This window comes from Massilia sp. CFBP9026, assembly GCF_034045165.1.
GTDB classification, from domain to species: Bacteria; Pseudomonadota; Gammaproteobacteria; order Burkholderiales; family Burkholderiaceae_D; genus Telluria; species Telluria arenae.
Window position 1 is genome coordinate 638,865 of the sequence record NZ_JAXCWH010000001.1, and the last position, 24,598, is coordinate 663,462.

The 24,598-nt window shown below is 66.3% G+C and carries 13 protein-coding genes; 8 read left to right on the forward strand and 5 right to left on the reverse strand.

The features are described 5' to 3' along the window. Window positions 1-60: 60 nt before the first annotated feature. The 3 genes from SOM28_RS02700 (at window position 61) to SOM28_RS02710 (ending at window position 7,329) form a co-directional block, all read left to right on the forward strand. Window positions 61-351 (forward strand): nucleotidyltransferase family protein, encoded by a 291-nt coding sequence (locus tag SOM28_RS02700; protein WP_123069521.1) that lies wholly within the window; start codon window positions 61-63, stop codon window positions 349-351. 1,141 nt (window positions 352-1,492) lie between these two features. Further along, complete coding sequence (locus SOM28_RS02705; protein ID WP_320467090.1) at window positions 1,493-5,638, forward strand: chemotaxis protein CheB; 4,146 nt, start codon at window positions 1,493-1,495, stop codon at window positions 5,636-5,638. 245 nt (window positions 5,639-5,883) lie between these two features. Continuing rightward, window positions 5,884-7,329, forward strand: coding sequence for an NAD-dependent succinate-semialdehyde dehydrogenase (locus SOM28_RS02710; protein WP_320467316.1), 1,446 nt, complete (start codon window positions 5,884-5,886; stop codon window positions 7,327-7,329). 195 nt (window positions 7,330-7,524) lie between these two features. On the opposite strand, the gene SOM28_RS02715 is transcribed toward SOM28_RS02710, so the two are convergent. Further along, window positions 7,525-8,475 (reverse strand): glycoside hydrolase family 43 protein, encoded by a 951-nt coding sequence (locus SOM28_RS02715; RefSeq protein WP_320467091.1) that lies wholly within the window; start codon window positions 8,473-8,475, stop codon window positions 7,525-7,527. Next, window positions 8,472-10,418: a family 43 glycosylhydrolase gene (locus SOM28_RS02720; protein ID WP_320467092.1), complete on the reverse strand. Its 1,947-nt coding sequence runs from the start codon at window positions 10,416-10,418 to the stop codon at window positions 8,472-8,474. The genes SOM28_RS02715 and SOM28_RS02720 overlap by 4 nt, the downstream gene beginning before the upstream one ends. A 195-nt stretch (window positions 10,419-10,613) precedes the next feature. Here SOM28_RS02720 and SOM28_RS02725 point away from each other — a divergent pair, with 195 nt between their 5' ends. Both SOM28_RS02725 and SOM28_RS02730 read left to right on the forward strand, forming a co-directional pair. Then, a complete protein-coding gene (locus SOM28_RS02725) occupies window positions 10,614-12,137 on the forward strand; it encodes a family 43 glycosylhydrolase (RefSeq protein WP_320467093.1) in 1,524 nt (507 codons plus the stop codon). Beyond that, window positions 12,134-14,461, forward strand: a complete 2,328-nt coding sequence (locus SOM28_RS02730; protein WP_320467094.1) for a glycoside hydrolase family 2 TIM barrel-domain containing protein — start codon at window positions 12,134-12,136, stop codon at window positions 14,459-14,461. Before SOM28_RS02725 ends, SOM28_RS02730 begins: the two co-directional genes overlap by 4 nt. On the opposite strand, the gene SOM28_RS02735 is transcribed toward SOM28_RS02730, so the two are convergent. Next, on the reverse strand, window positions 14,438-17,407 hold the full coding sequence (locus SOM28_RS02735; RefSeq protein WP_320467095.1) for a TonB-dependent receptor: 2,970 nt from the start codon (window positions 17,405-17,407) through the stop codon (window positions 14,438-14,440). The genes SOM28_RS02730 and SOM28_RS02735 overlap by 24 nt on opposite strands. A gap of 204 nt (window positions 17,408-17,611) precedes the next feature. Here SOM28_RS02735 and SOM28_RS02740 point away from each other — a divergent pair, with 204 nt between their 5' ends. From SOM28_RS02740 to SOM28_RS02750, 3 genes are all read left to right on the forward strand, one after another. Further along, complete coding sequence (locus tag SOM28_RS02740; protein ID WP_320467096.1) at window positions 17,612-18,130, forward strand: RNA polymerase sigma factor; 519 nt, start codon at window positions 17,612-17,614, stop codon at window positions 18,128-18,130. 96 nt (window positions 18,131-18,226) lie between these two features. Next, window positions 18,227-21,004 carry an exo-rhamnogalacturonan lyase family protein gene (locus tag SOM28_RS02745; RefSeq protein WP_320467097.1) on the forward strand — a complete coding sequence of 926 codons (2,778 nt, stop codon included), beginning with the start codon at window positions 18,227-18,229 and terminating at the stop codon, window positions 21,002-21,004. Window positions 21,005-21,023: 19 nt separating this feature from the next. Next, a complete protein-coding gene (locus SOM28_RS02750) occupies window positions 21,024-22,322 on the forward strand; it encodes a glycoside hydrolase family 28 protein (RefSeq protein WP_320467098.1) in 1,299 nt (432 codons plus the stop codon). Window positions 22,323-22,325: 3 nt separating this feature from the next. On the opposite strand, the gene galK is transcribed toward SOM28_RS02750, so the two are convergent. After that, window positions 22,326-23,492: a galactokinase gene (gene galK / locus SOM28_RS02755; RefSeq protein WP_320467099.1), complete on the reverse strand. Its 1,167-nt coding sequence runs from the start codon at window positions 23,490-23,492 to the stop codon at window positions 22,326-22,328. 7 nt (window positions 23,493-23,499) lie between these two features. Further along, window positions 23,500-24,564, reverse strand: a complete 1,065-nt coding sequence (locus SOM28_RS02760) for a UDP-glucose--hexose-1-phosphate uridylyltransferase (protein ID WP_320467100.1) — start codon at window positions 24,562-24,564, stop codon at window positions 23,500-23,502. Window positions 24,565-24,598 lie beyond the last annotated feature (34 nt).

Below are 24,598 nucleotides of genomic sequence, written 5' to 3' on the forward strand. Positions count from 1 at the left end.
GGCGATGTACTCACAATGGTACGATCTCTCCAACATCTCCGAACTACGCGGACCGTTGCCATGAAACCATCTATCGCCTTACGCGCACACCGGGAAGCTATTCGCACGATTGTGGCGGAACATCGTGCCAGCAACCCTCGAGTATTTGGATCTGTGGTTCAAGGTCGCGACACGGATGAGGGTGACTTGGATCTACTTGTCGACCCGACGCCGGAAACCACACTTTTCGACATCGGGGCGATCCGACACGAACTCCTGGAATTGCTTGGAGTACCAGTTGACGTGCTTACGCCGAGGGCGCTTCCCGAGACATTCCGGGCAACAGTGCTTGCCGAAGCTGTGCCGGTATGAGCAAGGATCGGCAGCGGTTGGTCGATTATCTGGCCCACATTCAAGAGGCGATCGAGAGAATCGACCGCTACACCGAGGACATAGATAAAGTCGCTTTCCTGCAAAATCGAGTGGAGTGATTCCCGACCCGGCAGTTGCTGGCAGATTCAGGCATTAAAGACACCCCAAGCCCCTAATGGCGTTAAGTTAAGGCAAAAGGCTTCTTGAGTTAGCATAAAAACGTCGTCCCCACGAAGGTGGGGACCCAATCCTGCAAGCGTTTCAACGACGTTTGCAGGACTTGGGTCCCGCCTTCGCGGGGACGACGTATTTGATAGTTGGCTCAGCAGCTTAACTTAACGGCATTACCCCAAGCCCCTGATTTCAGGGGCTTTTTTAATTTTCGGCTGGCATCCGCTGGAAAGTGTGCGCATGCTGAAGCACTGGTTTTGATGACACCGGACATGGCCCGAGGAAGAACGCCCCGGCGAATCGCGGCGGTGGCGCTGTTGTGCGGCCCCTCCGTACGCGGCCAGTTTGCCATCCTGCCCGGACTGCGAAATAGCATGTTTATCGAACACGGAGGCCTCGAACCTGGTCTCGCCTGGGAGGCTTGTGACCCTACTGCTGCCGCTACCACGCCAACCGTTTTATGCCAGCGTCGTTCGCGCGATTCGGGCTTCCCCAGCCGCCTGGTCTGCAGGGCTGGGCGATCAAGCGACAGGCCGAGTTCCTGGCTGGCCGCTACGGTGCCGCCCGTGCCCTCGAGTGCACGCCTGGAGCCTGCTTATCCGCAGTCGGGACGCATGCTGTCCGACGAGTCAACTGTCCTCACCGGCCTGGCGCTTGCCGATTTGCCGTGGCTTGTCGATTAGGTCCCTGAGCGCGCGTGCGGCCCGCCCGCGGGCGTGTCCGACGTCACGAATGGCGGCTGTCGATCAGGCAAAGCCCGTCATTTCCCCGCGCGGAGTACTGTTCGCCAGGCCGAGGCAGCCGCACGGGCTGCGCGCGTGCTGCCAGCCCTGCGGCATGCGAGGCGCGCCCGGTTCGCGCCCGATGTTCCTATTCGCGGTCGGCAAAACGATATATCCTGTTAAAAATTGCCTTGGTCGCGCCATCGGCGCAACAGGCTGCCACAAGACGGACGACACGACCCTGACTCATGAGCGACAACGAACAGCATGTGCTGGACCATTTTCCATCCGATCCGGGCATCGTGCCCAGCACGCTGGACTTTCCGGTGGTGGGCATCGGTGCCTCGGCCGGCGGCATCGTTGCGTTACAACGATTCCTGACGGAACTTCCAAGCAGCACAGGCATGGCCTTCGTCATTGTGCTGCACCTGGCGCCGGACCATGAAAGCGCCATGGCGGCGATCCTGCAACTGAGGACCAGGATGCCGGTGAGTCAAGTCTCCGGCACCGTCGCCATCGAGGCGGACCATGTCTACGTCATTCCGCCCAACCAGGACCTGGTCATGAATGACGGCGCGCTGCATATCGTCCCGGCGGCGCGTACCAGGGGCGTGCGCACCGCCATCGATAAGTTCTTCCGCGCCCTGGCGGAGGTGCATCGGGAGCGCTCTGTCGGCGTCATCCTGTCGGGGGCGGGTTCCGATGGCGCGGTGGGCATCGCGCGCATCAAGGAGATGGGCGGGGTGACCATGGCCCAGGTGCCGGATGACGCCGAGCACACGGGCATGCCACAGAGCGCGATCGCGACCGGGACGGTCGACTTCGTGCTGCCGGTGGTCGAGATGCCTCAGAAGCTGATCGAAATCGCGCGCAACTCGCGCATGATCGTGCTGCCCAGGGCCGGTGAGCTCAGCCTGGCCATCGGTCGTGGCAGAAGCGTGGCCGACGACGATCATGAGCAGGCCTTGCGCGACATCCTGACCATCATTCACCAGCGCACCGGACATGATTTCCGGCAGTATAAGCGCGCCACGATCCTGCGCCGGATCGAACGCCGCTTGCAGGTCTCGATGCTGCCCGACGTGCGCAATTACCGTAACCTGGTCGAGACCGATCCCGGCGAAGTGTTCGCGCTGCTGCAGGACCTGCTCATCAGTGTCACCAACTTCTTCCGCGACCGCGAGGCATTCGAGGCCCTTGAGCGCGAGGTCATTCCCCGGATTTTCCAGACCACCCCGGCCGACGAGCAGATTCGCAGCTGGGCGCTGGGCTGTGCGACCGGCGAGGAGGCCTATTCGGTGGCGATGCTGCTGGCCGACCAGAATGCGCTGGAGCCTGCCGGCCAGGCGCGCTCGCTGCAGGTGTTCGGATCGGACATCGATGCGCGTGCGCTCGCGGTCGCGCGCGCGGGAACGTACCCCAAGTCGATCGTTACCGACTTGCCGCCGGCCCGCCTGCGCCGCTATTTCGACGGGCGTGACGAGCACTACTGCATCAAACGCGAGCTGCGCGACTCCGTGCTGTTCGCGATCCACAATGTGCTGCGCGATCCACCCTTTTCGCGGGTGCACCTGCTGACCTGCCGTAATCTGCTGATCTACCTCGACCGCGATGTCCAGCGCAAGGTGTTCGAGATGATGCACTATGCGCTGCAGCCGAATGGCTTCCTGTTTCTCGGAAATGCCGAGTCGGCCGACTCGGTCCCGCATCTGTTCACCGCGGTCGACAAGCGCAATCGCATCTACCGGCCGGTCAAGAGCCGCGTCAACCAGTACATCGCTCCCATGGCCACGCCAGGCGCGATTGCTCCGGCGGCCTTCGTGCCGGCGGTGCCTGTCGCCGAACGCAAGGAGCGGCCGATCCAGCGGATCTATCTGGAGCTGATCCAAGATATCGCGCCGCCCAGCATCATGGTCAACGAGCACAACGACGTCATGTACGCGAGCAGCTCCGCCGTCCGATTCATGCGGCCCCCGGCCGGCGAGTCGACGCAGCAGGTGCTCGATCTCGTGCATCCCGACGTGCAGCTCGAGCTGCGCGCCGCGCTGTTCCAGGCCAACAAGACCGGACAGGTCGTCGAAACAGGGGAAATTCCGGTGAGTCTGGACGGCCAGACGATCGGCCTGCGTCTCACGGTGCGGCCTGACCGGCGGCAGAACGGCGGCACCGGCATGAGCATGCTCTTGTTCGAGGCGAGGGAGATCAAGGTGGACGCGCCCCCGGTGCGGGTGAATGCCGCTGAACTCTCGATCGCGCGCCACCTGGAAGACGAGTTGCACAACACGAAGGAACAGCTGCGCGGATTGATCGACCAGTATGAAGCGACCATGGGCGACCTCAAGGCATCGAACGAAGAACTCCAGGCGGTCAACGAAGAGCTGCGTTCGGCGATGGAAGAACTGGAAACCAGCAAGGAAGAGCTGCAATCGGTCAACGAAGAATTGTTGACGGTGAACCTCGAATTGAAGGGAAAGATCGACGAGACGACGAAGTCGAACGACGACCTGCAGAACTTCCTGGCCGCGACCGAGATTTCGACGATCTTCGTCGACCGCCAGCTGCGCATCAAGCGCTACAGCAAGCCGACCGACAAGTTGTTCAACCTGATTGACAGCGATATCGGACGCCCGCTGGCCGACATCACGCACCGCCTGGCCTATCCGAACTTGTTGACCGATATCGAGGATGCGGTCGAGCACCTGCGATCGACGGAACGCGAAGTGCGCAGCAGCGACGGCGGCTGGTATTTCGCGCGGCTGCTGCCGTATCGTACCTCGGCCGACAAGATCGACGGCGTGGTGGCGACCTTCGTGAACATCAGCCAGCGCAAGGCGGCCGAGGAGCAGCTGCTCGCCAGCGAGCAGCGCATGCGCCTCATCGCCGCCAGCACGCAGGACTACGCGATCGCCACGCTCGACCAGCAGGGGCTGGTCACCAGCTGGAACCGCGGCGCCGAGCGCGTCTTCGGTTATGCCGAGTTCGAGATGCTGGGCCGCTCCATCGATACACTGCTGCCGCCCGAAGAGCGTAACCGCGGCCAGGCCGAAACCGAGCTGCGGCGCGCGCTCGACGACGGACGCATGGAGCGCGAGCGCTGGCTGTTGCGCAAGGATGGCACCGAAGTCTTTTGCAACGACATTACCACGCCTTTGCAGGACGAACGGGCGCGTGGATTCGTCAAGATCGCGCGCGACCTGACCGGCTCGAAGCGCATGCTCGAGCAGCAGGCTGCCCAGCTGGAATGGGAGCAGCACGAACGGATGCGCGCGGAACAGGCCGCGCGTGCGCGCGATCATTTCCTGCTCGTGCTGTCGCATGAGTTGAAAGAGCCATTGAACCTGATCCAGCTGACCGGCGAATCCCTGCTGCGACAATCGGGGGCGGGCAACGCCGATACGTTCGCGCGCTTCGCGGCCACCATCAGGGATGCGATCCAGACCCAGGCCCGCATGATCGACGACGCGAACGACCTCACACGCCTGCGCACCGGCAGGTTGGGCATCGAGCGTGGCAGCGTGGACATGCGCGAGGCGCTGCAACAAGCTGTTGACATCATGCAGCCGAGCGCGGCGCAGCACGAGGTGACGATGCACGTCGAGTTGCCGGCCGACGTCATGGTCGACGGCGACGCAGTCCGCATCCGGCAACTGGGCTGGAACCTGTTGCGTAGTGCGATTACGCGTTCCGCACCCGGCGACACGGTCGCGCTGCGGCTGTCGACCGAGGGCATGCTGGCCTGCGTCGAAGTGCAGGATGCGGGCGGCGGCTTCGCGCCGGCCCAGGTGCGCGACGTGTTCGAGCCGGCCCGCAGCGGCGCCCTGCAGCAAACCGGCGCCGCGGATGTCGCCGCGCTAAGCCTGACGCTGGTGAAGGATCTGGCGACCAGCCATGGCGGATGGATGGAGGTCGAATCCGCCGAGGGCGTGCCGGGCGCGCGTTTCCGGGTCTATCTGCCCCGCATGCGCGCGGGAGCGCCGGCATCGGCAGCCGGCCCGGACCGGTCTTTGGTGCTGCGCGGCAGGCATATTCTTTTGATTCATGGAAATGGTCGCACAATACGGACACTGTCGAACCTGCTGGTGCACGAACAAGCCGTCGTCGGCAGCGCGAGCACCGCCAGGGAAGCTCTGCAGGTCGCACGCGAAGCCGCAACCCCGTTCGATCTGGTGTTGTCGGATGTAATCCTGCCAGACATGAGCGGCCTGGAACTACTGAGCCTGTTGCGCCAGCAGCCGGGCTACGCCCAGGTGTCGGCCATCGCAATGGGCGGTCAGTTGCGCGACGGCGAACTCGCGGCGCTGCGCTCGGCCGGTTTCGCGCGCTACCTGGGAATGCCGATTTCGCTGGAGCGCTTGACCGACGCCGTTGCGCAACTCGCGCCGCATGGGCCTTGAGCTGCGCCGGCCGGTAAGGTATCCCGGTCAGACGATCGGCAGCATCAGCAGGCGATGCGCGATCGCATGCGGCACCAGCTGGGATACCGTACCCATCCCCGTTCCCGGGCCGCGGGGCGTGATCGCTTCCGAGACCGAGCGGTAGGCGCTTTCCCGGCCGCGCAGCGCCACTTTCCCGGCGCGCCCGGCCAAGCTGCGCGAAAACGACTATCATGAACGCCTTACCAATCTGGACCTTGATGCTCATGACCACTTCCAGCTATCCCGACATCCGCCTCCTGATCGCCAACGAATGGGTCGACGCCACCGGCGGCAAGACCATTGCCGTGGTCAATCCGGCCACCGGACAGCCGATCGGCAGCGTGGCCCATGCCGCCATCGCCGACCTGGACCGCGCACTGGCCGCCGCCCAGAAAGGTTTCGAGGCCTGGCGCGTCGTTCCCGCCGCCGAGCGCGCCGCCACCATGCGCCGCGCCGCCAACCTGCTGCGCGAGCGCGCCGGCGACATCGCGCGCCTCCTGACCCAGGAACAGGGCAAACCGCTGGCCGAGGCGAAGATGGAAGCCATGGCCGGCGCCGAGATCATCGACTGGTTCGCCGCCGAAGGCATGCGCGTGTATGGCCGCATCGTCCCGTCGCGCAACCCAGCCGCCCAACAGCTGGTGCTGAAGGAGCCGGTCGGCCCGGTCGCCGCCTTCACGCCGTGGAACTTCCCGATCAACCAGGTCGTGCGCAAGCTGGCCGCGGCGCTGGCCACAGGCTGCTCCTTCCTGTGCAAGGCGCCTGAAGAAACCCCGGCGTCGCCGGCCGCGCTGTTCCAGTGCTTCGTCGACGCCGGCGTACCGCCGGGCGTGGTGGGCCTGGTGTTCGGCGACCCGGCCGAGATCTCGGGCTACCTGATCCCGCACCCGGTCATCCGCAAGGTCACCTTCACCGGCTCGACCCCGGTCGGCAAGCAGCTGGCCGCCCTGGCCGGCGCCCACATGAAGCGCGTGACGATGGAGCTGGGCGGCCATGCGCCGGTGATCGTCGCGGCCGACGCCGACGTCGCGCTGGCCGTCAGGGCCGCCGGCGGCGCCAAGTTCCGCAACGCGGGCCAGGTGTGCATCTCGCCGACCCGCTTCCTGGTGCACAACGCGGTCAAGGACGAGTTCACCCGCGCGCTGGTCAAGCACGCCGAAAGCCTCAAAATCGGTGACGGCCTGCACGAAGGCACCACCCTGGGGCCGCTGGCCAATCCACGTCGCCTGACGGCGATGTCGCAGCTGGTGGACGACGCGCGCGCCAAGGGCGCGGTGATCGCCACCGGTGGCGAACGCGTGGGCGACGCCGGCAACTTCTTCGCGCCGACCATCCTGGCCGACGTGCCTTTGGCGGCGAGCGTGTTCAACGACGAGCCGTTCGGCCCGGTGGCGGCGATCCGCGGGTTCGACAGCCTCGAAGACGCAATCGCGGAAGCCAACCGCCTGCCGTTCGGCCTGGCCGGCTATGCGTTCACCAGCTCGATCAAGAACGCCCAGCTCCTGATGAACCGCGTCGAAGTCGGCATGTTGTGGATCAACCAGCCTGCCACGCCGAGTGCCGAGATGCCGTTCGGCGGCATCAAGGATTCGGGCTACGGTTCCGAAGGCGGTCCGGAGGCGCTGGAGTCCTACCTCAACACCAAGGCCGTTTCGATGGTCGGGGTTTGATCTTGTGCCAGTGAGTTGGGCGCCAACTCTTCCATCGTTCGCCTGAAAACGTCGTTCCCGCGCAGGCGGGAACCCAAGTGCTGCTAACGTCGTCGAAACGCTAGCAACTTAGGTTCCCACCTTCGTGGCAACGACGTTCTTAAGGTAGCTCAAAAAGACCTTTGCCTTGACTTGACGTCATCAGGGTCTGAATCGCTAGCCGCCACAGCCCGGCGCCGGATTGGCTGCCGGGCCGGTGCGGGTCTGGGCGACGTGGGGAATCGCGCCGTCCTTCCCGTAGCTGAATTCCTCGACCGCGACCGAGCGGCGGTAGTCGGCGCCCGACAGCATCTCGTTGTGATAGAAGATGTAGGATTTGCCGTTGAAGTCGGCGAAGGCCTGGTGGATCGTGTGCGTCACCTTGTTCTTGTCCATGATCACGCCGCGATAGGTCCAGGGGCCGGTCGGGCTGGGCCCCGTCGCATAGGCGATCACTTCGGGCAGGCCGCTCGCATAGCTCAGGTAATACACGCCGTCGCGCTTGTGCAGCCAGGGCGCCTCCTCGAAATTGAACAGGCCCACCGTCTGGATCGGCCCATCGAGCTCGATCATGTTCGGCTTGAGCTTGACGTATTTGAGCACCTTGTTCCCGAAGTACATATAGGCCTGGCCGTCGTCGTCCACGAACACGGCCGGGTCGATGTCGTCCCAGCCGTTCGGCGTCTCGCGCGTCATGTCGTTGGTCACCAGCGCCGAGCCGCGCGCATCCCTGAATGGCCCGGTCGGCGTGTCGGACACGCCGACGCCGATGGCGAAGCCGGGGATCGTGGCGTGCTTGACCGGCGCATACAGATAGTATTTCCCCTTGTGCCTGACCACGTCGGCGGCGAAGGCATCGGCCTTGGCCCAGGCGAAGGTCTTGACCGTGGCGGCCACGCCGTGGTCGGTCCAGTTGCGCATATCGCAGGTCGAGAACACGCGCCATTCATTCATCTTGTAGGTGGTCTCGCCCGGCTTGGCTTCGTCGCGGCCGGTGTACAGATAGAGGCGCTTGCCGTCGACCACGACGGCCGGGTCGGCAGTAAAGATGTCGGTGGCGATAGGGTTATCGGCGTGTGCGCCGGCGGCAAGGCAGAACAGCAGGGCAGGCAGCAGGTATCGCTTCATGGCAGGCTCGCCTTCGTTGGTGCGGCCCTCTGCCACCGGGCCTGGATGCGCCGGTATTCGTCGGTGCTGATGTTCAGGATGGCGCCGTGGCGTTTCTTGTTTTGGCCGTAATCGATCCTGGCCGGGTCCGCGCGTCGGAAGCGCTCCGGCCGGGACAGGTCGTCGCTGGTCAATGCCAGGTAGCCGGCCTTGCGCGCATACTGGTCGACCCACATGGCCCATTCGCCGGTCTGTGCGATCCTGAACAGGATCGGACCTTCGACATCCTTGCCGGTCAGGCCGAGTGGGCGCAGGTCGCCCAGGACATCCCACTGGCCCAGGAGTTCATTGGCGCCTTCCAGCGTCAGCTGGCCGTCGCCCGAGGCGCGCACGTAGCGGTAGTGTGAGCGCGGATCGTCGACCTTGACGATCTGGGTGTCGATCAGGCCATGCGTGCCGGGACGGTCGATGTACAGCGTGGCCGGCGTGAAGCTGACGAAGTCGCGCGTGCGTGAGTAATAGATGCGCGGCTTGGTGACGCCGTCGGCCGGCGAGATGGTGGCCCAGTAGACCAGGTAGTCGCCGCTGCGCTCGTCGTAGATGGCTTCGGGCGCCCAGGCGCTGCCGGCGTCTGGAATGGCGCCGGCCACGTCCACGAGGCGCGGCGCCGACCAGTCGACCAGGTTGTTAGACTCCCAGATCACCAGTTTCGTGCTGCCCTTGTGCATGGCGGCTTGCCAGCCCTTGCCACTGGCGATGCGCAAGTCGGTGGCGAGGATCCAGAATTTATCGCCCCGTGGCGAGCGCACGATCGCCGGATCGCGCACGCCTTGTACGCCGATCGTGCTGCGCAGGACCGGCTTCGAGCCATTCAGGTCGGTCCAAAGGTAGCCGTCCTGGCTGGTGGCGAAGTAGATCTGCTCGCCGTCGGTGGTCTCGCTGGTAAAGTGGGCCAGCAGGTAGTTGGGGCGGTCTGCCGGTGCGGCGGCGTTCAAGCCCTTGCCGTCGACGATCGGCTCGCCGACGTCGCCGGGCTGGAAGGCGCTCTGCATGGGGTCCATCGGCAGGATGTTGCCGTCGATGTCGAAGTTCATCTTCGCCAGCACCGTCTGGCGCTGGTAGCCGTTGCCTTCCGGGATGGCGTGGCGGTGGTAGGCCACGTACCAGCGATCGGTGCCGGGGACCTGGACCACGCTGTGGTGGGCGGTGCCGACCGCCTGGCCGTTCTTTTGCAGGACGATGAAGTTGTTCGTGGCCGCCTTCACCGGCCCCAATGGCGAATCCGCCGTGCCCCAGCCGACCCGGTAATTCGGGCTGCGCGCATCGTCGATCGACCACATGAAGTAGTACTTGCCCTGGCGCTTGAAGACCACCACGCCTTCGCGGAAATCCTTCATCGGGATGCGATGCACCTCGCCCTCGACGGTGACCATGTCAGGCTTGAGCTTGTAGGCGTTGGCTTCATCGCCGTTGCCCCAGTACAGATAGGCCTGGCCGTCGTCGTCGATGAAGGGGTAGGGGTCGATCGTATTCGTCGTCATCTGGGCGGTGAGGACCAGCAGCGGCGCGCCGAGGGCGTCGACGAAGGGGCCGGTAGGCGACTTGGCGGTGGCCACGCCGATCTTGTGATCGGCGCTGAAGTAGAAGTAATAGGTGCCGTTACGCTCGATGGCGTCCGGCGCCCAGGCCTTGATATTGGCCCATTTCAGATCGTTGGCGACGTCCAGCACCATCCGCTCTTTCTTCCACTTGACGAGATCCTTCGAAGACCAGACCGAGAAGTCGGTGGTCATCCAGTTCGGCTTGTCGGAAGTCGGGTAAAGATAATAGGTGTCTCCGAATACCCTGATCGACGGGTCCGCGGTGAATCCCTCAAGGGCGGGCGCGGGGGCGAGGCCTTGCGCCTGCACGGCGATCAGGGCGCTGGCCGCGTAGGCGATGATCGAAGACAGGAGACGATGCATGCTGGGTTGGACTCCGTGCGGGATGGACAGATTGCGATTATGGGCGATGTGTTCCGGGGCAGACCGCCCCGGAAAGGATTGCTCAGCATGTTGATCGGATGGGCGTCGTCGCGGGCGGCAGAGCACTCTTATACTGCCGGGCGGGACGCGACGTTCCCGCATGCCCGACGCGACGGGCGTCATACTGGAGAATCGATGATCGAGCATTTCTTTCGCAGCGGCGGGTTCGCCTGCCTGGCGCTGGCGCTGGCCCTTGCTGGCGTGACGCAGGGGGCAACTGCCGCCGACACCACCATCCGCAACGGCATCTTCTGGAAGGACACCGCCGGCAGGCCGATCTACTCGCAGGGCGGCGGCATGCTCAAGGTCGGCGCGAAGTACTACTGGTATGGCGTCAAGTATGCCGAGGCGGTGAGCTATGCCGAGGCGCCGGGAAAGGCGCTGGATCAGCCGCACTTCAGCGCGGTCACCGCCTACTCGTCGACCGACCTGGTGAACTGGACCTTCGAGGGCGACGTCCTTACGCCTCAAGGCCTGGGCAAGCAGTACGATCCCAAGGCCTGGCTGGGACGCATGGGCGTGGTCTACCACAAGGCGACCCGCAAGTACGTGCTGCTCACCCAGTACAGCAGCAAGGGCACTGGCGGCGGCGTGCTGTTCGCCACCAGCGCCAGTCCCAACGGCCCCTTCGTGTTCGAGCGGCTGCAGGCGAAGATCGACAACGTCGCCACGCCCACCTCGGGCGACCAGACCGTGTTCACCGACGACGACGGCCAGCCTTACCTGATCTTCAGCAGCAACGGCGACCGGCGCCAGTTGTACGTGGCGCCGCTGCGGCAATCCGACTTCCTGCAGGTCGAGGCGGCGACGAACATCCACAGTACGCCGGCCGGCGGGCGCGAAGGCAATGCGATGTTCAAGCACAAGGGCCTGTACTATTTCTGCTCGTCCGACCTGCACGGCTGGAACGCCTCGCGCAGCTTCTACATGACGTCGCCGAACATCACCGGCCCGTACACGCCGGAGCGGATCATCGAGGGCACCGAGGCGGACTTTTCGCACGTGTCGCAGAACGGCTTCTTCATTCCGCTCCAGGGCAGCGCCGGCACCACGGTGCTGTATGCGGGCGACCGCTGGAGCAATTTTGCCGGCAACGGGCATGGCTACCACGTCTGGACGCCGCTGTCGTTCGAGGGCACCGCGCCGCGCTTCAACTCGCTCAGCGAATTCACGCTGGACGCCGCGCGCGGCACCTGGGCCGTCGGCAAAGGCAATAACTACCTGCTCAACCCCGGCTTCGAGGCGGACCGGGTGCGCGAGACGAGCGTCGCAGGATGGGTCAGCAGCTGGACCAGCATCAAGGGCGATGCGCCGTTCATGAACGTGCTGGAGGGACGCACCGGACGCTGGGCATTGAGCCTGCGTCATGCGGGGCAGACGATGGGCAGTGCGATCCAGAATGTCACGCTGCCGAATGGCCGCTATACCCTCAAGGCCTGGGTGAAGAGTAGCGGCGGCCAGCGCGTGGCGCGGCTGTACGCTTCCGGGCACGGCGGCGCCGAAATCGCCCGCTCGCTGCCGGACCCGCTGGCGCAGTGGACCGAGGTGACGCTGCCCGGCATCCAGGTTGCCACCGGCAGTGTGCAGATCGGCGTCTACTCGGAAGGGAAGGACGGCGATTGGCTCACCCTCGACGACTTCAGCCTGGTGCGCGAATGATGAACATGGTCTTGATCCTGATCCGTGCGGCCCTCCTGGCGCTGGCACTGGCCGCGCCTGTACAGGCGGCAGAACTCAACCTGAACGCATCATGGCAGTTCTACCGCGACGAGGCCGGCCAGCTCGTTAGCCCGGACCAGGTCCCGGACGGCGCCTGGTCCGAGGTGAACCTCCCGCACGCGGCGCGCATCGAGCCGCGCGTACCGACCGCCCCCTGGCAGGGCACGGCGTTCTACAAGAAGCGCCTGGACGTCACGCTGCGGCCGGGCGAGCGCGCGATCCTGCGTTTCGAGGGCGTGATGAACGTGGCCGACGTCTGGTTGAACGGCCGCCACCTGGGACAGCATCTGGGCGGCTACCTGCCGTTCGCGTTCGACGTCACCGATGCCTTGCGGCCCGTGGGCGCGAACGAACTCGTGGTGCGCGCCAATAACGAGGACAACCCGATCACCGGCCCCAAGCCGCTCAAGCAGCTCGACTACATCCAGCACGGCGGCATCTACCGCGACGTGCGGCTCGTGATCAAGCCGCCGGTGCACGTCACGGACGAAATGCTCTCGGCCACGCCGGCCGGCGGCGGGATATTCGTGACCTATCCGCGCGCCGACAAGGGCGAGGCGCAGGTAGAGGTCAAGGCCGAGGTCAGCAACACGTCGAAGAGCACGCAGGCGGTCACTGTGCGCCACACGCTGGCATGGGAGGGCAGGCAAGTGGCCCAGGCCGAGCAGCAGCTGCGTCTGAAGGCGGGCGAACGCCGCCACGTCACCATGCCGCTCACGGTGCGCACGCCCAGGTTATGGTCGCCGCAGACGCCGAACCTGTATCAGCTGAAGACGAGGGTCTCCGCCGCCGGCCGCGAGGATCTGGTCGCGACCCGCATCGGCGTGCGCCGCCTGGCCTTCGAGGGCGGCCTCCTGCTGCTCAACGGCGAGCCCCTGCGCCTGCGCGGCGTCAACCGCCACCAGGAATACCCATACGTCGGCTATGCGCTGTCGCCGCAGGCCGATGCGCGCGATGCGCTGCTGATCAAGCGCTACGGCTTCGACTTCGTGCGCCTGTCGCATTATCCGCAGTCGCCGGCCTTCATGGCGGCGGCCGATGAACTGGGCCTGATGGTCTTGCCGGCCATCCCCGGCTGGCAGTTCCACAATCCCGACCCGGCTTTCGCACGCCAGGCGCTGCGCACCTGCGCCGACATGATCCGGCGCGATCGCAACCATGCGAGTGTCGTAGCCTGGGAGTGCTCGCTCAACGAGACCGATATGCCGGATCCGCTGGTGCAGGCGCTGCACGCCACCGTGCACCAGGAATACCCGGGCGACCAGGCCTGGTCCGCCGGCTGGGTGCCGCAGACCTATGATCTTTATCTGCAGGCGCGCCAGCACAGGATAGGGAGTAAGCATGCCTTGCCGGCTAAGCCGCTGATCGTGTCCGAGTATGGGGACTGGGAATACTATGCAATGAACGCTGGCCTGAACCAGGACGCCTGGGCCGACCTCAAGCCGGTCGACCGCTCGAGCCGCCAGGCACTGGGTAGCGGCGAAACCCGGTTGCTGCAGCAGGCCCGCAATGTGGCCGAGGCCCACGACGACAACGCCGCCACGCCTGCCTTCGCCGACGGCTATTGGGTGATGTTCGACTATGCGCGCGGTTATGCGGCGGATCTCGAGGAATCGGGATTGCTCAGCATCGAGCGCCTGCCCAAGTTCGCGGCCGAGTTCTTCCGCTCCCAACGTAGCGCCACCGAGAGTTCACCCCGCTGGGGTGGCGGCCCGATGGTCTTCATCGCCAGCTACTGGCAGGCCAACTCGAATCCGCGCGTGCGCGTGTTCAGCAATGCCGAGGAGGTCGAGCTGCGCCTGAACGGCAAGCTGGTAGGCCGCCAGAAGAGCGCACCTTCCAGCACCCACCCGCGCCTGGCGCATCCCCCGCTCGAATTCGACACCGGCGGCTATGCGCCCGGCGAACTCGTGGCGCTGGCCTATGCTGGCGGACGAGTCGTGGCCGAGCACCGCGTGCGCACGCCCCAGCAGCCGACGACGCTGGCGCTGGAACTGGACGACCTCGGCGTGCCCGCCGTCGAGGGCGACCTGGTCTTCCTGCGCGCCCGCCTGCGCGACGCCAACGGCACCACGGTGCCTGCGACTGGCACCGAAGTTGCATTCTCCGGCATCGAAGGCGCGCAGATCGTCGGTAGCCACGTGGTGGAAACCGAGGCGGGGATCGCGAGCGTGCTGGTGCGCGTGACCGGGCCGCGCGCCGGCGTCAAGGCGCGGGCCCAGGCACGCGCCCTGGGCTCCTCAGAACTTGTACGCCATCCCTAAGGCGAAGGTCCGCCCCGAGTGCGCGTACAGCAGCGTGTCGTTGCGCTGCGAGTCGCGCCCGTAGCGCAGCGGCTCGTCGGTCAGGTTGGAACCCTCGAGCGTGACGCGGAGTTGCGGCGTCAGGTTATACGACATCGAGAAGTCCAGGTTGGTGGCGGCGTCGACGAAGGTGAAGTCGTGGCCGTTGACGTCGCCCAACACGTTAAACAGGTACTCGGAGCGGTGCGCCGCCGAGATCCGTGCGCTGAACTTCGGATCCTCGTAATACAGGGTCAGGTTGCCCGCCTTGGGTGACATGCCGACCAGGTTCGCATCCATCGACAGCTGGGGCAGGGTGGCGGTCGCGGTGCGCGTGATGTAGGTGATGGTCGATTTCACGCGCGTGTAGTTGGCCAGCAGGCCGAAGTTGCGCCATACGCCGGGCAGGAAGTTGAACGGCGCCTGCAGGTTGAATTCGAGGCCGTTGAGCGGCCCGCCCGGCGTGTTCACCGCGCGCCTGACCGTCACCAGTGAATCCGGCAGGGTAGGGCAGGCCGGCGTGCCGCCCGTAAGCGAGCAGCCGGCGCCGGCCAGGAGCGCGTCCGGCAGGCCCAGCGAATTGTACGGAACCCGCTCGCCGACGCTCTGGATATAGGTGTCGATCTCCTTGCGGAAGAAGCCCAACGACACCATGGCGCCCTTGTCGTAGTACCACTCGGCCTGCAGGTCGTAGGTCCTGGCGCGGATCGGGTCGAGTTCTGGATTGCCGATGCCGACCGTCTGCGCCTGCACATTGACGGCAGCGGATGGCGCCAGGTCGATGTATTCAGGCCGCGACAGGGTCTTGCCGGCCGAGAATCGGAGGAACACCTCGCGCGGCAGTTGCGCGGTCAGGTTCAGCGCCGGCAGGTAGTCGCGGTAGGTCTTGTCGAAGCTGATCTCTTCCAGGCGCCCGCCGGCATTGACCAGCGCCGCCGCCGTGGCCTTCGTTTCGGCGGCGCGCACCCCCGCGTTGCCGCGCAAGGTGACGGGGCCGACGTCGTAGTGGAAGTCCGCCGACAGGTACAGGGCATCGATCTTCTCGCGCACCCGGCGGTTCGACTGGTTCAGCAGATTGTATTCGGAGCCCGGGACCGCGGCGCAGTGGCATTCGATGTCCCACACCTTGCGGAACTTGTCGAGGTCGATGGCCACCCACTGGCTGGGATAGCCGCTGCCTTCCAGGCCGCGGCCGAAATTGCTGATCATGCGTGTCACGCTATCCATGCGGAATCCCGCCGGATTGGGCAGGCCGTTCGGCGCGCCAGAGCCGACCTCGAAATTGGTCCAGCTGTTCTCGCGCTTGGACCAGCCGGTACGCAAGGTGAGGTTGTCGTTGATGTCCCAGCTGGCGCCCACTGCATGGGTCTTGAGCTTGTTGCCGGTTTCGAGCTTGCGGCCGACGAACTGGCCGTGTACCGTGCCGTCCGGGTCCACCGGGCCCCAGCTGAAGTTGTCCGGGTTGGCGACGTCGACGCCGAAATCGATGGTCGGGACGTTGCGGTTGCCACGGAAATCATAGGAAAAGCCGTTGACGTTGGGCGCGTCGATCTGCACCGTGGCGCGCATCGGCGAATCGAGCGTCGAGCGCGACACGCCGCTCATGAAATCGAGCTCGATGGTGTCGGTCAGCTTGTGCGTGCCCGAGAAGACGTGCTGGCGGAATTCGGTATTGTTCACGTCGAGCAGGCCTTCCGAGCGCACGTCGACGCCGTTGAAGCGGCCGTATTCCCAACTGCCGTTGCCGTTGAACGAGGTCTCGACGATCGAGGTCTGCGGCTTGCCGTTGGCGGCGGCGAGGCTGCGGCCGAAGGAGATCGCCGAGATGTAGTTGTCATAGCGGTCGTTCTTGAAGTCGCCGCCCAGCAGGTCGAGATTGAGTTCGGTGCCGGCGGCGGGGCGCCACTGGAAGGCCGCGGTCAGGCCCGCGCGTTCGTATTCGGCCACCGAGCGGCGGTAGCGCGGAATGCGCGGATGGAAGGCGCCCGACCCGGGCGCCGGCGTGGCCACCGTATTGCCATAGCTGTCGGTGCGGCCGAACACGTCGTTGTAAGCGGCGCCGGTTGAAGTGCGAGGCAGGTTGAAGCCGCAGTTGGCCGGGGTGATGCCCTTGACGCCCGAGTTGGCGGGGTTTTGCGGCGTCGCGCCCAATGGTGAGCAGAAGCCGCCGTCCGAGTCGGCCGACAGCAGTTCGACCGCCTCATAGCCTTCCTCCGTCGCATGGCGCTTGGAGTAGGCAGCCGAGACCAGGAAGCCCACCTTGCCGATGCCGGTATCCCAGCGGTTCGAGTACAGCGCCGTGGCGCGCGGGGCGGGGCGGTGCGCGAGCGTGTTGTAGGCTTGCTGGCCACCGATGCTGATGGTCTCGCCCTTGAAGTCGAACGGGCGCGCCGCGCGCAGGTCGACCGTGGCGCCGAGCGAACCTTCCTCGATGTCGGCCTGCGAGGTCTTGCGCACTTCCAGGCTGTTGAACAGTTCCGAGGCGAACACCGAGAAGTCGAAGGCGCGCGAGCGGTTGGTGCTGCCATTGATGTCCGAGGCCCCGGTCGCGGAGATCGCCTCGATGCCGTTGATGCGCACGCGGGTGAAGCCCGCGTTCAGCCCGCGCACGCTGATCTGCTTGCCCTCGCCGCCGTCGCCGCGCACCAGCGACACGCCCGGCACGCGCTGCAGCGATTCGGCCAGGTTCGCATCGGGGAACTTGGCGACGTCTTCGGCCTTGATGACGTCGACGATGCCATCTGCATTCTTCTTGGTGTTCAGCGCGCTGTTCAAGCTGGCGCGAAAGCCGGTGACGACCACGGTTTCGAGCGGCGCAGCCTCCTGCGCTTGCGTATCGAGCGTGGCAAGCATGCCGAGCACGCCGAGGCTGGTCAGGCTGCGGCGCAGGACTGCGGCGCCGGGGGAAAGCTGATGTCTGGATCTCATGGTCGCTGTCTCCGATATCGATGTTATGTTTTCTGGGTAGGTGGCGATATGCCGTCTACCGCATCAATGACGAATTCGGACACGGTTCCCGCCGCCGCCGACCGTAAAGATCAAGTTGTTGATTGAATGGCGATAGAGGGCCCAACGGAACCAAAAGGTGTAAATACTGAGGGGCCTTCAAGCCACATGAGGATCCAGCGAACCATGTCGTTGAACAGCGGATGGGTCACTGCCAACGTAATGCCGTTCGAGGCGGAGCTGCGCGCCGGCATGCGGCGGCTGTGTGCGACGCCGGACGATGTCGACGACCTGGTCCAGGAGGTCTACTGCCGCCTGCTACGCAGCGCGTCGGTCGAGCACATCGCGACGCCCAGGGCGTTCGCGATGCAGGTCGCGAAGAACATCATGCTGGACCGCTTTCGCCGCGACTGCGCGCTGCGGATCGATATGCTGGCCAGCCTGGACGACCTCGATATGCCCGAGGCCAGCCCGTCGACCGAGCGCGTCGCCATGGCGCGTTCCGAGCTGCGCTGGGTGCTGCGCCTGATCGACCGGCTGCCGCGGCGCTGCCGGCAGGTCTACCGGGCGCGCAGAATCCAAGGGCTGTCCCAGCTCGAAACCGCGGCCTGCCTGGAGCTGTCCGAGAACGTGGTTGAGAAGGAGATGATGAAGGGATCGCGTTTGCTGGCGGAGATGATCTGCGAGCTGGCGGCTTGCGCGTGAATCGATCCATTGCTTGATTATTTCTGCTCAGGAAGTCCAACGCGCAGCCCACGGCCGCATAATCCATCGCACTGAAATATCAGATGGAGACGCCGCTTGCCACCATTCCTCCCATCCCGCAGACGCTTCGTGCAGATGGCGGCCGCGCTGGCCGCCGTTCCGGGAGCACCGATCGCATCCCACGCCGCCACCGCCAACGTCGGCGGCAAAGGCAAGCCGGTCTCCGGCACCGCGTTGCGCTGGCTCGACGGCCAGGCGCCGGCGCGCTTCGAAGGCGCCACCCTGGGCGTGCCGTGGCCGCGCGGGACGCTGCGCCTGGCCGCCAACAAGAACCTGCGCTTCACGCTGGGCGCCGGTGGTCCCGCGCTGCAATCGTGGCCGCTGGCCTACTGGCCGGATGGCTCGCTCAAGTGGACCGCGCATGCGGTGGCCGGCGGCGCGCCTGCCTCCGGCTGGAACCTGGAGCCGGGCGGGGGCACGGCGAAAGCGGGCGTATCGGTCAGGCAGTCTGCTGAGGCGCTCACGGTCAGCGCCGGCGAACTGACGTGGACCGTGCCGACCAGCGGCGAATACCTGGTCGAGCGCGCGACCCGCGCCGGCAGGGTGACGATGCAGCACCTCCGCCTGGTCGCGCTGCGCCAGGACGGCCCCGAGCCGGAAGACGCGGGCAGCGTGCGTCGCGAACTCTTCACCAGCAAGGTCACGCGTGTCACGCTGGAGCAGGAGGGACCGGTGCGGGCCGTCGTCAAGCTCGACGGCGTGCATGCCGCGCGCGCAGGGGCCGGGCGCGATTGGCTGCCATTCTCGGTGCGCCTGTATTTCTACGCCGGTTCGGACAGCGTGCGCATCGTCCACTCCTTCATCTATGACGGCGATCCGGCCCGGGATTTCATTGCAGGACTCGGCGTGACGGCGAGGGTAGCCATGCCTGATGCGACCCACGACCGCCATGTGCGCTTCGCCGGCGAAGGCGTCGGCGTGTGGGGCGAGGCGGTGCGGCCGGTGACCGGCCTGCGGCGCGATCCCGGCCAGGAATACAAGGATGCGCAAGTGGCCGGCCAGGCGCTGCCGCCGCTGGCCGGAATGGCCAAGCCGGTGCAGGATGGCCTGCGCTGGATTCCTGAGTGGGGCGACTTTACGCTGGCGCAGCCCACGCCGGACGGCTTCGCGCTGCGCAAGCGCACCCGCAGTGGCCACGCCTGGATCGACGCCAACGCCGGCGCCAGGACCCGCGGCCTGGTGTATGCCGGCGGCGCGACGGGCGGCGTGGCGCTCGGCTTCAAGGATTTCTGGCAGCGCACACCCAGCCAGCTGGACGTGCGCAAGGCGGCGAGCGACATGGCCGACGTCACCGCCTGGATGTGGTCCCCTTCAAGCCCGGCGATGGACATGCGCTCCTACCGCTCGGCCGACGGCATGGACACCTTCGAGGAGCAAATCGCGGGCCTGAACATCACTTACGAGGACTACGAGCCGGGCTGGGACGCCTCGCCCGGCGTGGCCCGCACCACCGAGCTGCAACTGTGGGTGCTGGGCGCCACGCCTTCGCACCAGGACTTCTCGGACATGGCCGAGCAGGTGGCCAATCCAGCCCGGCTGGTGCTGGAACCTGCCCGCATCCACGCCTGCGGCGTGTTCGGCGACTGGGACGTGAGCGACCGCAGCACGCCGGCGCGCCAGCTGATCGAGGATCATCTCGCCTTCAGGCTGGACCAGTACCTGCGCGAAGTCGAGCAGCATCGCTGGTATGGGTTCTGGTCCTATGGCGACGTGATGCATGCCTACGACAACGACCGCCACATGTGGCGCTACGATATCGGCGGCTATGCCTGGGACAATTCGGAGTTGTCGACCGACCTGTGGCTGTGGTACAGCTACCTGCGCACCGGACGCGCCGACATCTTCAGGTTCGCCGAGGCGATGACGCGGCATACGGGCGAAGTGGACGTGTACCATGCCGGTCCGTTCAAGGGCTTCGGTACGCGCCATGGCGTGCAGCACTGGTCGGATTCGTCCAAGCAGCCGCGCGTATCGAACGCTGCCTATCGACGCATCTACTACTTCCTCACCGCCGACGAACGCACGGGCGACCTGATGCGCGAGCTGCTCGATTCCGACGCCGACCTGCACAAGGTCGACATCGGCCGCAAGCTGCGTCCCGGCTCCACGCCCGGCGCGCTGCCGTCGGCAGGCAGGTCGGCCAATGCACCGGCGCTGGTCGACGCCTCCTTCGGCACCGTCTGGGGCTCGCTGGTCGCGGCCTGGCTGGCCGAATGGGAACGCACGGGCGACACCCGCTGGCGCGACAAGATCGTGAACGGCATGCGCACCATCGGCGCGCTCGAGCGCCGCTGGTTTGCCTCGGCGGCGCCCTACGATCCCAGGACCGGGAAATTCAGCGGGCCGGGCGACCAGGCCCGCATCTCGCAACTGAACGGCGTGTTCGGCGTGGTCGAGATGAGTTCCGAGCTCCTGACGCTGATCGACGAACCGGGCTACCGCAAGGCCTGGCTAGAGTACTGCCGCTACTACAACGCGACCAGTGAAGAACTGGTCGCGCTGCTGGGCAGCGCGCCGCGCGGCCGGGCCCAGCCAGACTCGCACTCGCGCCTCTCCGCCTACGCCGCCCATCACGAGCGCGACCGGGCGCTGGCCCTGCGCGCCTGGCGCGAACTGTTCGCCTCGAACTTCATGAAGTCGCACGCGGCCGCGAGAAAGGTCGGCGGCGTGGCGGTCTTGCGCGAGCTACACGAGCTGCCGAATATCGGCACCAACGGCTCGGCGCAGTGGAGCCTGGCCGCGATCCAGAACATGGCGCTGGTCGGCGATTCGCTGGACGAGGCGGCGCGCGCGGCTGGCCTGGTGGGACCATGACACACGAGGAGAAAAGACCATGCCGCACACTCACTCCCATCGCCGGCGCCTGACGCTCTCGTTGATGGCTGCGCCATTCGGCGCCTCCGCGGTGCCGGTCCTGGCGGTAGGCGCCGAGCGCTCCGACATCACCTCTCATGGCGCCGTGGCCGACGACAAGACCGTCAACACCGCCGCTATCCAGCAGACGATCGATGGGCTGGCCGCGCGCGGCGGTGGGACGGTGGTCGTGCCGGCCGGCGTCTTCGTCAGCGGGGCACTGTTCTTCAAGCCCGGCGTGCACCTGCACCTGGCCAAGGGGGCGGTCCTCAAGTGCTCGACGGACCTGAAACATTTTCCGGCCCGGCGCACCCGGATCGAAGGCCACTTCGCCGAGAACTTCAACCCGGCGCTGGTCAATGCCGACGGCTGCGACGGTTTCCATCTCAGCGGCGAGGGCACGCTCGACGGTGCCGGGCGTCCGATCTGGGACCGCTTCTGGAAGCTGCGCAATGCCTACAAGGACCCGGGCAACTTCCCGAACATCAGCGTGCCGCGCGCGCGCCTGGCCCTGATCGAGCGTTCGCGCGGCGTGACGGTCGAGGGTGTGACCTTCAAGGATTCGCAGTTCTGGAACCTGCACCTGTACCGCTGCCAGGACGTGACGGTCAAGCATGCGCGCTTCGTGGTGCCGGACGATTACAAGCAGGCGCCAAGCACCGACGGGATCGACCTCGATAGCTGCCAGCGGGTGACAATCGACGGCTGCTACTTCTCGGTGACCGACGACTGCATCGCCGCCAAGGGCTCCAAGGGACCGTTTGCATTGCAGGACAAGGACAGCCCGCCCGTAACCGATGTGCGGGTGCGTAACTGCGAATTCAGGCGCGGCCACAGCGTCATCACACTGGGCAGCGAAGCGACCCTGGTGCGCGATATCCTGGTCGAGGATTGCCGGGTGACGGGCCACGTGCTCAATGTTGCGGTGCTCAAGCTGCGCCCGGACACGCCCCAGCACTACGAGAACGTCCACCTGCGCAACCTGGTCCTGCAGTCGGAGCGCGGCGCCATCGTGTCGGTACAGCCGTGGACCCAGTACGTGGACCTCAAGGGCGTCCCGCCGCCGAAGTCCATCGTGCGCGATATCCGGCTGGAGGGCATCACGGGCCGCTATGGCGGCTTCGGGCGCATCCGGCCGAATCCCGGGCAGACCGAGATTAGCGACATCGTGTTCAAGGACATCGAGCTCACGCTGCGCGACCCCAGGCTCGACATTGCCGGCGCCACCGGCGTACGGCTGGACAACGTGATCGTCAACGGCAAGAAAGCGTCGCTGTAGTCCTTACAGGCTGCCGGCGCCGGCAGCCGCGCGGCAGACGTGCACGGTGGCCTGCGCGCCGTTCGGCGCCCGATAGTCGCGGGCCAGCGCCTGGCGCGCGGACTCCACCAGCGCTTCCGGCACCAGCGCCACCACACAGCCGCCGAAGCCGCCGCCCGTCATGCGCACGCCGCCGGCCGCGCCGATCGCTCCCTTGACGATGTCGACCAGGCGGTCGATGGCGGGTACCGTGATCTCGAAGTCGTCGCGCATCGATGCGTGCGAGGCCGCCATCAGTTCTCCCATACGTTCCAGGTCACCGGCGGCCAGCGCCTCTGCCGCCGCGACGACGCGCTCGTTCTCGCTGACGACGTGGCGTGCGCGGCGCAGCACGACCGGATCGAGTTCGCCGCCTTTTTCGGCAAGCGTGGCCAGGTCGACGTCGCGCAGTGCCGGCACGCCGAAGTGGCGCGCCGCTTCCTCGCACTGGGCGCGGCGCGTGTTGTAGGCGCTGTCGACCAGGCCGCGGGTGATGTGCGATTCGACGATCATGATCGCCGCGCCCGCGGGAATCGGTACAGGACTGACTTCCAATGAACGGCAATCGATCAGCAGCGCATGGTCCTGGACGCCGCAGGCGGAGCTGATCTGGTCCATATTGCCGCACTTGCAGCCGACGAAGTCGTTTTCGGCGCGCTGGGCCACCAGGGCCGCCTCGATCGGTCCCAGGCCCGGATAGTCGGGGAGGGCCGAGAACAGGGTGCACACCGCCACCGACAGCGAGGCCGAGGAGGACAGGCCCGCGCCCTGCGGCACGTCGCCGGCGATGACCATGTCCAAGCCGCGCAAGCCCTGGCCCCCTGGCTCGCGCTGCAGCAGTTCGTGCACCACGCCACGTACGTAATTGGCCCACATCGGCGCGGCCAGGCGTTCGATCGGCGCGTCGAGCGCATACTCGTCGATGGCGTCGTCGTAGTCGGCGGCCACCACCCGCATGCGGCGGTCGGTGCGCGGCCGCGCCACGATCACCGTGCGGTAGCCGATGGCGCAGGGTAGCACCAGGCCGCCGTTGTAGTCGGTATGTTCGCCGATCAGGTTGACCCGGCCCGGGGCCTGCACCCGGATCGTGGCCGGCTGGCCGAAGGCGGCCAGGAAGACGTCGGCCGCTCTGGCCGTCAAAGAATCGTTCATCGTACGCTCAAGGGTTGGAAGCAGAGGTGTCGGCGGCGTCGAGGTAGTGCACCTCGTCGGAGACGGCGCGCAGCATGGCGGCCGCCTGTTCCGGCGTCAGGTCGCGCTGGGCCTCGGCCAGCATCTCGAAGCCGACCATGAACTTGCGCACCGAGGCCGAACGCAGCAGCGGTGGATGGAAGTGGGCATGCAGCTGCCAAGCCTGGGTATTGTCACCCTCGCCATACGGCGCGCCGTGCCAGCCCATCGAATACGGGAACGAGGTCTGGAACAGGTTGTCGTAGCGGGTGGTCAGGCGCTTGAGGGCGAGCGCCAGGTCGGTACGCTGCTCGTCATCCAGGTCTTCCAGCCGCTGGACCGGGAACCGGGGCAGCAGCAGCGTTTCGAACGGCCAGGCCGCCCAGTAAGGCACCACGGCCAGCCAGTGCGCGGTCTCGACCACTACCCGCTCGCGCGCGCCGGCTTCGCGCTCGGCGACATCCAGCAGCAGCGGCCGGCCATGCTCGGCGTGGTAGGCGCGCTGCAGGCGGTCTTCGCGTGCGGGCAGGTCGGGCAGGAAGCTGGTGGCCCACACCTGGCCGTGCGGGTGCGGATTGGAGCAGCCCATCGCCGCCCCCTTGTTCTCGAACACCTGGACCCAGCGGTAGCTGGCCCCCAGCTCGGCGGCCTGCTCGCACCAGGTGTTGACCACGCCGCGCAGCGCCGGCAAGGGCAGCTGCGGCAGCGATTTCGCATGGTCGGGCGAGAAGCAGATCACGCGGCTGGTGCCGCGCGCACTCATGCTCTGGAACAGCGGATCGGCGCCAGGCGGCGCGTCCGGGGTGTCGGGCATCAGGGCCGCGAAATCGTTCGCGAACACATACGTACCCTGGTAATCGGGGTTGCGCTCGCCATTGACGCGCACATTGCCGGCGCACAGATAGCAGCCCGGGTCGTGCGCCGGCCTGGGCGCGCGGTCCGGGGCTTCCTGCTGCCCCTGCCAGGGGCGCTTGGCGCGGTGGGGAGAGACAAGTACCCAGTCGCCGCCGAGCGGATCGTAACGGCGGTGCGGGTGGTCGGTAGGATTGAACATCGCGTTCCTCGTCATGGTCGGTTGGTCGGTCTTG